General features: G+C 40.7%; 16 protein-coding genes. 15 read left to right on the top strand and 1 reads right to left on the bottom strand.

Features of this window, described 5'->3' with window-relative positions:
* Positions 1-5 precede the first annotated feature (5 nt).
* From CH354_RS08880 to CH354_RS08835, 10 genes are all read left to right on the top strand, one after another.
* Positions 6-236, top strand: coding sequence for a KH domain-containing protein (locus CH354_RS08880; RefSeq protein WP_012388646.1), 231 nt, complete (start codon positions 6-8; stop codon positions 234-236).
* Positions 226-762, top strand: a complete 537-nt coding sequence (gene rimM / locus CH354_RS08875; protein WP_238761041.1) for a ribosome maturation factor RimM — start codon at positions 226-228, stop codon at positions 760-762. Before CH354_RS08880 ends, rimM begins: the two co-directional genes overlap by 11 nt.
* Positions 752-1,405, top strand: a complete 654-nt coding sequence (trmD, locus tag CH354_RS08870; protein ID WP_100717050.1) for a tRNA (guanosine(37)-N1)-methyltransferase TrmD — start codon at positions 752-754, stop codon at positions 1,403-1,405. Before rimM ends, trmD begins: the two co-directional genes overlap by 11 nt.
* A gap of 8 nt (positions 1,406-1,413) precedes the next feature.
* Complete coding sequence (gene rplS, locus CH354_RS08865) at positions 1,414-1,845, top strand: 50S ribosomal protein L19 (RefSeq protein ID WP_100728732.1); 432 nt, start codon at positions 1,414-1,416, stop codon at positions 1,843-1,845.
* A complete protein-coding gene (locus tag CH354_RS08860; RefSeq protein WP_207762682.1) occupies positions 1,842-2,603 on the top strand; it encodes a ribonuclease HII in 762 nt (253 codons plus the stop codon). Before rplS ends, CH354_RS08860 begins: the two co-directional genes overlap by 4 nt.
* The gene (locus tag CH354_RS08855) at positions 2,578-3,252 is read left to right on the top strand and encodes a hypothetical protein (protein WP_100726736.1); all 675 of its coding nucleotides are present in this window, start codon (positions 2,578-2,580) and stop codon (positions 3,250-3,252) included. Before CH354_RS08860 ends, CH354_RS08855 begins: the two co-directional genes overlap by 26 nt.
* On the top strand, positions 3,249-3,509 hold the full coding sequence (locus tag CH354_RS08850; RefSeq protein WP_100717046.1) for an EscU/YscU/HrcU family type III secretion system export apparatus switch protein: 261 nt from the start codon (positions 3,249-3,251) through the stop codon (positions 3,507-3,509). Before CH354_RS08855 ends, CH354_RS08850 begins: the two co-directional genes overlap by 4 nt.
* Positions 3,510-3,543: 34 nt before the next feature.
* Positions 3,544-4,731, top strand: coding sequence for an HD-GYP domain-containing protein (locus CH354_RS08845; RefSeq protein ID WP_100717045.1), 1,188 nt, complete (start codon positions 3,544-3,546; stop codon positions 4,729-4,731).
* Positions 4,732-4,800: 69 nt separating this feature from the next.
* The gene (locus tag CH354_RS08840; protein WP_100728731.1) at positions 4,801-5,145 is read left to right on the top strand and encodes a YraN family protein; all 345 of its coding nucleotides are present in this window, start codon (positions 4,801-4,803) and stop codon (positions 5,143-5,145) included.
* Between the two features lie 102 nt (positions 5,146-5,247).
* Entirely contained in the window at positions 5,248-5,448 is a 201-nt protein-coding gene (locus CH354_RS08835) for a hypothetical protein (RefSeq protein ID WP_012476271.1), read from the top strand.
* On the opposite strand, the gene CH354_RS08830 is transcribed toward CH354_RS08835, so the two are convergent.
* Positions 5,449-6,951 carry an ATP-binding protein gene (locus CH354_RS08830; RefSeq protein ID WP_243396023.1) on the bottom strand — a complete coding sequence of 501 codons (1,503 nt, stop codon included), beginning with the start codon at positions 6,949-6,951 and terminating at the stop codon, positions 5,449-5,451. It lies immediately after the preceding gene.
* A gap of 38 nt (positions 6,952-6,989) precedes the next feature.
* On the opposite strand from CH354_RS08830, the gene CH354_RS08825 reads away from it, so the two are divergent.
* From CH354_RS08825 to gspE, 5 genes are all read left to right on the top strand, one after another.
* Complete coding sequence (locus CH354_RS08825; RefSeq protein WP_238761046.1) at positions 6,990-7,382, top strand: type II secretion system-associated lipoprotein; 393 nt, start codon at positions 6,990-6,992, stop codon at positions 7,380-7,382.
* Positions 7,383-7,478: 96 nt separating this feature from the next.
* Positions 7,479-8,399, top strand: coding sequence for a peptidoglycan DD-metalloendopeptidase family protein (locus CH354_RS08820; RefSeq protein ID WP_238761047.1), 921 nt, complete (start codon positions 7,479-7,481; stop codon positions 8,397-8,399).
* Between the two features lie 29 nt (positions 8,400-8,428).
* Positions 8,429-9,343 (top strand): general secretion pathway protein GspC, encoded by a 915-nt coding sequence (locus CH354_RS08815; RefSeq protein WP_100717044.1) that lies wholly within the window; start codon positions 8,429-8,431, stop codon positions 9,341-9,343.
* 1 nt (position 9,344) lies between these two features.
* Positions 9,345-11,105 carry a type II secretion system secretin GspD gene (gene gspD / locus CH354_RS08810; RefSeq protein WP_100726932.1) on the top strand — a complete coding sequence of 587 codons (1,761 nt, stop codon included), beginning with the start codon at positions 9,345-9,347 and terminating at the stop codon, positions 11,103-11,105.
* Entirely contained in the window at positions 11,102-12,778 is a 1,677-nt protein-coding gene (gene gspE / locus CH354_RS08805) for a type II secretion system ATPase GspE (protein WP_100766404.1), read from the top strand. The genes gspD and gspE overlap by 4 nt, the downstream gene beginning before the upstream one ends.
* The last annotated feature ends 2 nt before the right edge of the window (positions 12,779-12,780 follow it).

Here is a 12,780-nt window from a genome sequence, read left to right as displayed (position 1 = left end):
GATTCATGGATTCCTTAGTTCGTTATATCGTGACATCTCTCGTTGACCAACCAGACCAGGTAGCGGTCAACCAAGTACCCGGAGAGGAAGAAACTGTGATCGAACTTCGGGTGGCTCCAAAAGACCTCGGGAAGGTGATCGGAAAAAACGGAAGGATTGCGAAATCTCTTCGTACGGTGTTACAAGCCGCGGGAACCAAACAAGGCAAAAACTATACTTTAGAAATTGTCGACTAAACCAAGTTTAGTGAAAGTGGGGGTCTTTGGATCCTCACATGGAATCAAAGGGTTCATCAAAGTTTTCACAGAAGGGGAAACACTTGGTTCCCTGAAAAGTCCTACCACCTGCACCGTCCAGGACCCTCTAGGCAAAACCACAACGATTGAAATTGAATCAATCAAACCCAACGGAAATCATTTTCTCGTAAAAATCAAAGGGTATGACACACCTGAGACAGTTGTGAAGTATCGTGGTTTTTCTCTGCTTTGGAAAAAGGAAGACCTCCCCAAGCCAAATGTTGGGGAAATTTATACAGAAGACTTAATTGGTCTCGAAACCATTTCCAAAGAAACCAAATCACCACTCGCTTACAAAGTCACTGACGTTATCGATAACCCAGCTCACCCTATCTTAGAATGCAAACCCATCTCTGGCGACGGGGAAACCATCCTTGTTCCCTTTCTCAATCGATTTGTAGGGGATTGGAATTTAGAAGCAAAAACAATTGAGATGATCCAATGGGAGCAGTGGTTTGAGGTTTAATTTCATCACCCTTTTCCCAGAAAAGATCACCTCTTATTTTGACACAGGGATTCCTGGAAAAGCCGTGAAACAAGGGGTTGTGGAAATTAATACAGTCCACTTACGTGACTTTGCCGACAACAAACACCAAAAGGTAGATGATACCATTTACGGTGGTGGTCCCGGAATGTTATTACAAGTGGGACCCATTTACCGTGCCCTCGAATCCCTCGGAGACAAAAAAGGGAAGGTCATTTTACTCAGTCCTTCTGGGGAACTTTTCAACCAAACCCTGGCTCGTGAGATTTTTGAATCCTCTGATACCTTTACCTTGATCTCGGGGTATTATGAAGGGGTCGACCATCGTGTCACGGAGCATTTAATTGACAGGGAAGTGGCCATTGGAAACTATGTTATTTCATCGGGGGATTTAGCTGCTCTCGTTGTGGCAGATTGCCTGTCTCGGTTTGTACCGGGGTTTTTGGGGAAGGAAGAAAGCCTTCTCGAAGAATCACACAACGAAACGGAAGAATTAGAATACCCCCAGTATACGAAACCCTATGATTTTATGGGTTGGACTGTTCCTGACGTGCTCCTCGGTGGACATCATGAAGAGATCCGGAAATGGCGGCAAAAAAACCGCAAAACAAGAAATCATTCTTAGAGGAAGCCATGAATCAGATTCTAGAAACAGCACTCGCAGGCGAAGCAAAGAACGAACTTAATTTCGAAATTGGTGATACTGTAAAAGTTCATTACAAAATCGTTGAATCTGGAAAAGAACGTGTTCAGGTTTACGAAGGTGTTGTGATCTCTATCGCGAACAAATCACAAAGCAAAACTTTCACTGTAAGACGTGTTTCTTACGATATCGGAGTGGAACGTATTTTCCCACTCCATAGCCCAAGAATTGCAAAAATTGAACTCGTTCGTAAAGGATCTGTTCGTCGTGCAAAACTCTTTTATCTCCGAGATAAAAAAGGAAAAGCAGGACGTATCAAAGAAAGAAAAGGCGGACAAGCAATTGTTGCCAAAGACAAAAAGAGACAGGACGAAGCTTCTAAAGCAGCGAAAGCCGCTACCGCAGAAGCACCTAGCGCATAATTTCTTTCGATCTAACGGCCATCAAACGGCCGTTTTTTCCTGAATTCCAAATCCCCGAATTTGTTAGCTTTTCATTTGATGAAGCAGGCCGTGGCACACTTGCGGGTCCTGTATCCATAGGTTGTGTTTCTTTTGATTCCCTTTCCTTACAAAAAATCCAATCAGGTGAAATATTAAAAGGCCTACGCGATTCTAAAAAAATCCCAGAACCCAAACGCCTCGAACTCCGCAAAGAAATTTTAAAACACGTCCAGTATTGGCATGTTTCTTTTGTCAGTGCAAAATACATAGACAAGTTCAATATCAACCAAGCCATCTTTTATGGGATAAGCCGTGCATTGCCGAAAGTTACGGCCGATATGGGACGAACCAAACAAATTGGGAATCTGATTCCCAATTCCCAAAAAGAAGATTTAGATCCCGTTTCGAATTTAGAAAGGAAACCCTTTCTGTTTTTAGATGGGAATTATAAACTCAAACTCACAAACCCAATCGAAGGGTATCTATCCATTCCGAAGGGGGATGATTTAGTGCCATCAATCTCTGCTGCCTCAATCCTTGCGAAAACCTTCCGAGATGAATTTATGGAAAAGATGGATTCCAAATACCCTGGGTATGGTTTTGCCAAACACAAAGGGTATGGAACGGAAGAACACCGGGAGGCTCTACGAAAACTTGGAATTTCTCCGATCCACAGGTTGAGTTTTTGTGATTTTCTCCGAAGGGAAGGGAGTGAGCCCTCTCTTTTCTCCCATTAATGTTTCTGGCAATGCCTTTTCCCAACTCCTACATTCGATCGGTAAAAAGCTCCCACAAGAATTAGAAACAAACGGAAGTTTGGCCAAAAAAACAGTCCACCCAATCCCAAAAAAGGCAGGGAATCTTTCCCTAGAGTTGGTTTTTGAAAATCAAAAACCCTTACAAAAAGAGAAACTAACTGTTTCCCATCATCTTACAAATCAGAAGGCTAAGGAATTATCTCGTTGGGAATCCTTCACGTTATATAGTGGAAACGATTCCAGGACAAGTGAACCCACTTCCCTAAAAAACATTTGGAATTTTTTCCTCGGAGAATCCAAGGGAACAGATTTTTTTTCGGTTCATAAACGTGAAAAAAAAGAAAACCTAGAGATGGTAGTGGAACCAAATGAAAAAGGATTCACACTCTATGTGTTTTGGAAGGCAGAGGATTTTGGTCCATTAGGGATTCTTTTTTATTATGAACCAGAACACCAAAATCCTGTGCACATCGAGTTTGTGAGTCATGGAATGGAAAAGGTAGGAAGTCTTTCGGATTCACCAGACCTCAAACAGAAGTTACAGGATTTACTACGGGACTTCCCTCAAATTGGAAGTATCAATTTTGATGAATGGAATCAATCCTCCTATAACGGGGATTATAGATGAAACAAAAAATGGTAGCTCTTGCTTACAACCCGAAAGAACATGTAGCTCCAAAAGTTGTAGCTAAGGCCGAAGGGAATTTAGCAAATCACTTAGTTCGGATTGCAGAAGAGGCAGGTGTCCTCATTGTAAAGGATGAAGTGATGGTAAGTACATTAGAACATCTCCCCAATGGCAAAGAAATTCCAAGAGAATTGTATGAAGTGGTCGCAGCTGTCTTTCGGATCCTGGTTTTAGAAAGAGAAAAGAAAAACAATTGAAGTTTCTACGCTTCTTACTAAGATTTACGCAATTATGCGGAAAATCTCCATACGTGACTTAGAGGCAGGTTCTAAGTTTACCAAGTCTCTTTACCTGGATAAGGACACTGTTTTTGTTGGAGCCGACCAACCAATCACACAACAAGACTTAGACCGCCTTGTGCAATTTGGGATCACGTTTATCCTGACTGATGGTGAAAAAGTCACTGCGGATCAAAATGATAAATCATCTGGTACAACTGGTCCTGGTTATTTCGATACCAACCTTCCATTTTACCAAGATGACGAAAATTCCACTCGGTATAAATACCTTCTAGAAAAGGCAAATTCATCCAAAGTTGAATTTAATGCAGTATTTAAGGATTGTTTTGACTTAGTTCAAAAAACGTATAAATCAGCATCTGAAGGTCGTTATACGGAAATTAGAGAGTTTCGTGAAATTGCAGAACGAATCGCTGACCACACGAAAACAAACGCACAGATCCCTATTTTGCTTTTATCACATTCCCACTCTGGATATTACCTATACACTCATATTTGTTATGCGACATTTTTTTCCGTGATGTTAGGAAACTTCTTAGAGTTCTCTAGACCCAAACTCATTGATTTGGCACTTGCTTCTCTTTTTGCAGACATTGGAATGGTGACTGTTCCCGAAGAAGTTTCTGAAAAAAAGGGTAACCTAACGGAACTGGATTTAAAGACCATCAAACGCCACCCCGTCACAGGATACCAAATCCTTACCCAAAGGTTAAAATTAAAAAACTCACTTGCGATTGTTGCTTTGCAACACCATGAAGCAGTTGATGGATCCGGTTACCCACAACGTATCCTTGCCAACCAAATTGAAGAACTAACAAAAGTGTTTATGATTGCCGACCAATTTGCTGCTATGATCCACCCAAGGCCCTACCGCGCCGCGATCCTTCCGTATGAAGCGATGAAGATCATGATTAGTGAAAATGTGAACCGTTTTGATTTAAAAATGGTAAGGCTCTTTTTAAATAAACTTTCTATGTTTCCTGTGGGGTCCGGAGTTGTACTTTCTGACCTCAGAATGGGTATGGTGATTGAATCCAATAAAGACAAACCACTAAGGCCTGTTATCCGTGTTACAAAGGATGCAGATGGCAAACGACTCAAACACCTTGAATTTGTAGATTTAATGAAAGATTTAAATTTGTACATCCAACAAGCGATTCCATTCTCTCAGATCTATTAGGGATTAGTGAACCCATCATGTTTCCTTTATAAAAAAGGAGAAGGAGATATAGATGAAAAGGTTTTTAATTTGAATAAAACAACGATTGGAAAACTCGGGGAAAGGTTTGCATGTGAGTTTTTAGAATCCCAAGGCCATACCATTCTCTTCCAAAACTACCGAAAACGGATCGGTGAAATTGACATAATTAGTCTCCAGAACGAAACCCTTCATTGTTCGGAAGTCAAAACTTGGAATGAAAAAAATGGATTTTTTCCCAAGGAGTGCCTTCATGTGACAAAACGTGATCGAATGCGGAAGGTATATTTCTCTTTATTACAGGAAATACCTGCCTTCTACCACCTAACAACTAGCTTTAATTTGCTCCATATCACCGAAAAAAAGGAAGTGCGTTTTTATTCGTCAATCTTCTAAATACTTCATCAAGGGAATTTTGTACCGAACCGATTGGTTTTGTATCCCACAAGGGAAACGCTCTCAAGGATGAGAGTTTGATTGTTACAAGGAAGTAACCACATGAGTCAATTTAGTGTATTTGGGAATTTAGCAGAAACCGATGAATTTGGACCTGATCCTGTACTCCTTCGCAAGAGGGGAATGGCATCTACCATCCAAAAAAAATTTGATACCTATAAGAAAAAAATCGATGATCCTGCCTATATGGATTATGCGATCAATAAGATTGCAATGGAAATATCACATTTTATTTCCAAATAATCAACCTAGGCTATAAATCCACTGGTATCCCAAAGTATAATCCAAAGCCTCTTGAATATGTACTTCCTTTGTTCTAGGGGAGAGGTTCCAATCTGCAATCGTCCTTGCGAGAGAAACAATTTGTTTTTTCTTTCGTAGGGATAAATGTTTTGTATCTTTACCCATTTCCAATTGTTTCAAGATAGAGAGTGGTTCTCCGGTAGGAATTGTTTTTTCCTTTCGAAATCGAAATCTTTCTTTTACAATCTGTTTTAATCGAATTTCTTCCAATCGTATATTCCGATCCTCTGAAGTTTCAAATAAAGTTTGGAATACGGTGATACGATCAATAAATGCTCCACTTATTTTTTGAAGGTACAAACGAATTTTTTGTAAGGAACAATGGCAGTGGTTTTGGCTTTGGTAATTTCCACATGGGCAAGGATTCGAAGAAAGTAAAAGCGTGAAATCTGTTTTGATTTTTGTGACTTCATTCATCCTTGTGATTTCTAGATAAGAATCTTCCATTGGCATTCGTAAACTCTCTAAGATTCGATCCTTAAATTCGAGTGCTTCATCTAAAAACAAAATCCCTCCTTCTGCTTTTGTGATTTCGCCAGGTTGGTAAGGAAGGCCACCACCAATTAAACCCACTTCAGTGGTAGAATGATGAGGCGAACGAAAGGGAGGTTTGTTTGTGGGGATCTCAAAGTCACCTTTTGTAGTCCAATTTCCAATCAACTTGGAAATTGAAGGGTTTCGTGGTGGGAGGAGGGGTTCGAGTAACCGGTGTAACATGGTTTTCCCGGCACCAGGACTTCCTAGTAAAATGCTATGGTGGTTACCGAGTATGGCATATAACAATCCCTGGAAAACTTTCATTTGATAGGGATTTAAGAGAACTTCCTCCCAAAAAAGGGACTCATTCGTTTCGAATGTTTGGTTTCGAATTTCTGGTTTTTGTTTTCCGATGGATTCTAATCCTTGTAAGTGGGAAAGGAAATAATATTCACCTTCTGGCAAGGGAAAGAAACGCAAACTCGTCGGAACACAGAGGATTTTATTTTCTTCTCTTTCGCGTTGCCAAAGGAAGGGGAGGAGTTCTTTTCCTCCCACAAGGCTACCGTCAAGGCCCAAGTTTCCCAAATAGAGGATGTTGGGGTCTGGAATCTGGATTTGGTCTGTTGCTTGTAATATTCCAACTGCCACTGCCAAATCCAAACAGACCTTCTTCTTTTGGATGTGTGTGGGTTTTACATTAATGATGATGGTTTCGATGGGAAAATCATAGGATGAGGCCTCTATTGCCAAACGGATGCGGTCTCTGGCCTCCTTTGTTTCCTGAGTGACATTGCCCAAAATTTGAAAATGGGGGAAACCCCTCCGAATCCCAACCTCCACTTGGATCTCTTTTGTACCATTCCATTCGTATAACAAACTTCCAACTTCTGCACGTTTGGGTCCCACATTGAAAAGAGGTAGAATGAATCGCTTTTGGTCCAAAAAATAAAAAAGACTTTTCATAATTAAGGCATCATGGTGACTTTTCCTGAGAGTTTGCTTTGGTTTGTAGTATCATTCGTGTATTTCCCCTCGTTCTTGTCCTTGTGTTCAGCCAGTGTTCACAACGGCTGATCAAAAAAGAAAAGTTAAGGGAGATCAATGAATTCTATGATGGGAAAACATACGCACTGCGTGATGATATCAAATTTTCCCAAACGGAAGTTTGGAAAAAAGGTACCCTAGTTAAGATCTACATCGAATCAACTCCCTCTCTTTTAAAATTGAAAGTATACCCAATCCAAGAATCACGTGAGTCTTCGGTGGGAAAACTTGCAGACTATATCATCAATGATGATGTGAAAAAAAGAGAATATGACTTGGCGGACGTGGAAGAGTGGGTGAACCAAAAATTCACACTCATGGAACAAAACGCCAAAAAAACAAAGAAATAAAGGTTTGGGATGCTCTCATTGTTCGATTATTTTGATTTTCCAGCTTTCTTTCTTTCTCATTCAAGAATCTTCGGTTTAGTTCCCGATAGGATATCTGTGAAGGTTCTTCGGTTGGTAACATTCGTTTTGTTGTTTGTGGGTGGGACAGGTGTTTCTGCCAATCCATTCCAAAAAATCCACCAAGAAATCAATGATAGCCTTCCTTCTGGTGATGGAACGGTATTTCGCCTTTTTAGTAACCAATCCCAAGAATCAGAAGTTCACAAATTATTCTCGGTCGGTGTGAACCAAACATCAGAAGAGGAAGAAGTGGAACTTGCCTCACTAGACCTCCCGAAATATATCGATGTATCCCCAGTTGTCAGTAACACAGTGGTTCATGAATCTGGGATTGTTGTGAAAAAATACACGGTCCAAAAAAAGGACAATCTTTCCAAAATTGCCCGTTCCTTTTCCATCGATGTTGCGAAACTTAAAAAAGCAAATTCCCTAACGAATGACCAATTGAAGGTAGGCCAAGTGTTAGAAGTGCCTGTCCAAGTCAAAAATGCATCCTCTTCCAGAGTAGTTTTAAAAAAGATTTTCATTTTACCTGTACCACAAAGCCGAGTCACATCTCGTTTTGGACGCCGTGTGGACCCGTTTAACAAATACAACCGAGTGTACCACTCAGGTCTAGACCTAGCAGCAAAAGTGGGGGCACCTGTCCTTTCGGCTGCAGATGGTGAAGTTGTATTTACGGGTCGAAATGGTGGGTATGGAAATTCTGTCACCATCCAACACAAAAATGGGTATAAAACAGTTTACGCCCATTGTTCTCAGATTTTAGTTGAGGTTGGGGAAACGGTGAAGATGGGCCGGGTAGTAGCACTTGTCGGTAGGACAGGGACTGCAACTGGGGCGCATTTGCATTTTGAAGTGTTCCGAAACGGGAAAATTATGAATCCTGAATCAGCTCTTGGCATGACAGAAAAACATGTCACAAAACTTCCCAAATCTGAAGTAGCCGGAATGTAATCGGAGTTTTTCTCCGATTTGTGGGGAGCATGAATTTAATCCTTCAAAGAATCCAATCGAGTCAGTTTTTAACATTGATTCCGGTGGTTTTGTTATTTTCGTTTTCCCTTGCGTATTTATTAAAACTTGTCCTTCTCCTTTTATTTTCGACTGAAACTGGGATGAATGTGGGGAGCCAAGTCCGTCCCAAACAAACAAGACAAGAAGTCATCCTTGCTGTTAGTACTTATGAAGATATAGTCACTGGGAATCTCATCCGTGGACAAGTATTCGATCCGAACGATGCCACAAAACGGGGTGCGGACGGAAGCCCTCTTGACCCAGAAATCGCCCAAGACAATGGAGATGATGACCAGATGCTTGTCACAGGTACTTTGTCTGGCCACTGGTCCTTTGCGCGGGTTACCATCAGGGAAAAACAAAACAATGATTCTGAAGAATATGGTGTAGGGGAAATGGTAGGTGGTTACAAAGTCCAAACCATTGAACAACACTATGTAGTGCTTAAAAAAGGGGGCCTTAGCCTTCGCGTCAATATTGGGGAAACACCAGCGCAAGCCAAAGAAAGAATCCGGCCAAAAGATGCGGCAGCTGTCTCCAATTTGGGACCTTCGAGCCAAACCATTCAAAAAGTTCTATCCAGAGAAGATGTCAATCGTAAGCTAAAGGACCCAAACACCATTTACAAAAATGCAAGGTTTGGCCCTCATTTGGTAGACGGAAAGATCGAGGGTTACAAAATCTATCAGGTGGCAAAAGACCATGTCTTTTATTCACTTGGCGCGCGGGGTGGTGATATCATCAAACGAGTCAATGGAATGCCACTCAATGAAACAGAGAAAATGTTGGAAATTTGGGGTTCGATCAAACAGGCTCCGAAAATTACAGTGGATTTAGAACGACAAGGCAAAATAATCACATATGAATTTATCATTCGGAATTAAAATGAGAAATCGTCTCCCATTCGTTATACTATGCATTTGCCTTTATTTAATTGTGACACCCAATTTCTCCCAAGAGAAAGGGAAACCAAAAGCAAAAACGTCTCAAGAACCAGCTAGTTTCACTGCAGATTGGCGAGACACAGAACTCAAAGACTTCCTTATGGGAATGAGTGCTATCATCAAAAAGAACATCTTAATTGATGATGCGGTGAAAGGTAAAAAAATCACCATCATCTCTCAAAAACGTGTTCGCATTGAAGATGCGTTTGGGTTTATGAAGTCTGTTTTAGAAACACAAGGTTTTGGACTCATTGAAGAGAATGATCTCATCAAAGTCGTTAAGATCAAAGATGCACTTGCCAAATCCCAAATTGTCAGAATTGGAAAAGAACCTGTTTCTGAATCGGAAGTTGCCTTAAACAAAACGATTACACAAATTGTTCCTTTAGAATTTTCGAATGCGATCGAACTCGAACCAATTCTCAAACGAGTGACAAGTCCTGATACAGATATCATCATTCCTAAAAACCAAAATACTCTTATCTTTTCAGGATCAACTGCTGACATTAACAAGTTACTAAAGTTAGTTGATAATTTGGATGTAAGAGCTGATGGTCCAGGATCCATTTCGTCTGCTGGTGACATTCATATCTACACATTGGAATACAATGAAGCAGAAAAACTAGCTGCCATCCTTGTCAAATTGGATATGCCGGATGCACCAGTTGCTCCCGCGCAAACCCAACCTGGGGAAGCGGGGCAAGAAGTGAAACAAACTCCTCCTCCACAACAAAATCCCCAAGCACAGAGAGTGCCTGGCAAACAAGATAAAATCAAAGCAGTTGCCCATAAAGAATCAAACTCACTCATTGTGACAGCAACCCCACAAGAATGGGAAGAAATCAAAAAGATCATTAAGATTTTAGATACACCGAGAAAACAGGTGTTACTTGAGGTGCTCATTGTCGAACTCAGTTCGACTGACCTAAATGACTTTGGTATCGATTGGAGATACCAAGAACTTGCCTATGGACAGTTTAACACTGGTCTTGCGGCGCAAGGGGGTGTGATTGATAAAAATGGAAGACCAACAAACGTAAACACACTTTCAGGATTTTCACTTGGCTTTATCAGACGTGGTGGACAACAAATCATTGGTATCTTAAACGCAAACTCAACCAATGAAAATTTCAATGTATTGTCTGCTCCTCAAATTTTGACCCTAGACAACCAAGAAGCAGAGATCAATGTGGGTCAGGACGTTCCCGTTCGTACCCAAAATAGAAACGCGGGACTTGGTGGAGACAATGCGGTAACAGTGGCAAACTTTGAATACCGTCCAACAGGGATTAAACTCAAATTTACTCCTCACATCAATAAAAACAATCGGATCACACTTGATTTGTACCAAGAGATCAAAAACGTAGCGGGGATTTCTTCGGAAGCAACGGGGGGAAACCCAACCTTCAACAAACGAGATATCAAAACAACCATCGTTGTGGACAATATCCAAACCATTGTGATTGGAGGACTTCTTTCGAATGACAAACAGAAAAAAGTGCAAAAGATCCCAATTTTGGGTGAGATCCCACTCCTTGGAACTTTATTTCGCCGCACTACCAATCAAAATCGAAAAACCAATTTGATGGTATTTTTAACTCCGCATATCCTAGATGATCGAGATAAATCGGATCGTATGACCATCCAAAAGAAAAATGAACAAGAAAGGATGGTAGATGAACGAGAAAAGAAACTGAGATGAGAAAAAGTTTAGGTCAGATTCTTTTAGAAGATGGAATCCTTACCATTAAGGATTTGGAAGATATTTCCAAACAACAGGAAAAAACAAACCTTCCCATCACTCACATCATTCAAAAAAAAGGTCTCGCTTCTGAGACCGATATCTTAAAGGCACTTGCAAAACTCCATAAAATGGAGTTTTACGACAAACTTGAGTTTGTTGCTAGTGATGAAATTTTTAGCAAAATCCCACTAAAACTTGTACAACGTTCGAAAATTGTTCCCTTCCTCGTAAAAGGGAAAAAGGTTTTTGTTGCGACAAGTGATCCAACGGATCTCCATCCCATGGATGATATGCGTTCCTTCTTAAAAGGATACGAAATCCAATTCGTTCTTGCTACAGAAAACGAAATTATGCGAATCGTCCACTCTCAGTTTGATAAAACAACTGCAGAAGCAAAAGAGATGATGGATGAGATGGACGGAAGTTTTGGAGAACTTTCCGATGCCTTTGAATCCGATGCATTAGATTTATCCAATGAAGCACCTATCATTAAAATGGTGAATGTGATTTTATCGCAAGCCGTTTCGGAAAGGGCATCGGATATCCACGTTGAACCATTTGAAAAGTCTGTTGTGGTCAGATACCGTGTGGATGGTGTTTTACAAAAAGTATTAAATCCACCAAAATCCTATTTGGCTGGTATTTCGACTCGTATTAAAATTATGTCGAACCTAAACATTGCGGAAAACAGGCTTCCGCAAGATGGACGAATCAAACTTAGGTTAGCTGGAAAAGATGTGGATGTTCGGGTGTCCATTATCCCTTGCCAATTCGGAGAACGAATTGTAATGAGGATATTGAATAAAACCGATCAAAAGTATTCCATTGAAACGATGGGTTTTAACCCACAAATCCTAAAAGAATTTAAAGAACTCATTTATAAACCGTATGGAATTATTTTGGTAACTGGTCCAACAGGATCTGGAAAATCAACAACCCTCTATTCTGCACTTTCTGAAATCAATACAGAAGAACGAAACATCATCACTTGTGAAGACCCAGTGGAATACCAAATGGATGGAATTTCCCAAATGCAGATGAATGATAAAATTGGACTGACTTTTGCAGCGGGACTTCGTTCGATTTTACGACAAGACCCGGATGTTGTCATGGTGGGGGAGATCCGTGATGAAGAAACTGCAAGGATTGCGATCCAAGCATCCCTTACAGGTCACTTGGTTTTTTCCACCCTTCACACAAACGATGCTTCTTCTGCTGTGACAAGGCTTGTGGATATGGGGATTGAACCTTATTTGATTACAAGTTCTGTACTTGGTTTTATGGCGCAAAGGTTAGTACGTGTGATCTGTAAAGATTGTAAAACATCTTACAGGCCAACTGACAAAGATTTGGCGGGACTTGGCATCCTAAGAAAAGAACTGAAAAATGGTGTATTGTATCGTGGTAAAGGTTGCAGTTCTTGCCTCAATTCTGGATACAAAGGACGAACTGGTTTGTATGAACTCCTCACCATGAATGATGAGATCAAACGTGCAATTTTACAGGGTGCTGATGCCAATCGGATCAAAGAACTTGCAGTCAAAAATGGTCTTTCCACCTTACAAGAATACGGAAAGTATAAGGTCATCGAGGGAGTGACTACTCCTGAAGAAGTCCTTCGGGTATCTTAAGT

It is taken from the genome of Leptospira levettii (assembly GCF_002812085.1).
Lineage (GTDB): Bacteria > Spirochaetota > Leptospiria > Leptospirales > Leptospiraceae > Leptospira_A > Leptospira_A levettii.
This window is presented reverse-complemented; position numbering and strand designations above follow the sequence as displayed.

What these genes read in the sequence shown, in the direction of transcription:
- CH354_RS08880 (WP_012388646.1), top strand. Translation starts at nt 6, where the DNA reads ATGGATTCCTTAGTTCGTTATATCGTGACATCTCTCGTTGACCAACCA.
- rplS (WP_100728732.1), top strand. Translation starts at nt 1,414, where the DNA reads ATGAATCAGATTCTAGAAACAGCACTCGCAGGCGAAGCAAAGAACGAA.
- CH354_RS08850 (WP_100717046.1), top strand. Translation starts at nt 3,249, where the DNA reads ATGAAACAAAAAATGGTAGCTCTTGCTTACAACCCGAAAGAACATGTA.
- CH354_RS08845 (WP_100717045.1), top strand. Translation starts at nt 3,544, where the DNA reads ATGCGGAAAATCTCCATACGTGACTTAGAGGCAGGTTCTAAGTTTACC.
- CH354_RS08835 (WP_012476271.1), top strand. Translation starts at nt 5,248, where the DNA reads ATGAGTCAATTTAGTGTATTTGGGAATTTAGCAGAAACCGATGAATTT.
- CH354_RS08830 (WP_243396023.1), bottom strand. Translation starts at nt 6,951, where the DNA reads ATGAAAAGTCTTTTTTATTTTTTGGACCAAAAGCGATTCATTCTACCT.
- CH354_RS08815 (WP_100717044.1), top strand. Translation starts at nt 8,429, where the DNA reads ATGAATTTAATCCTTCAAAGAATCCAATCGAGTCAGTTTTTAACATTG.
- gspD (WP_100726932.1), top strand. Translation starts at nt 9,345, where the DNA reads ATGAGAAATCGTCTCCCATTCGTTATACTATGCATTTGCCTTTATTTA.
- gspE (WP_100766404.1), top strand. Translation starts at nt 11,102, where the DNA reads ATGAGAAAAAGTTTAGGTCAGATTCTTTTAGAAGATGGAATCCTTACC.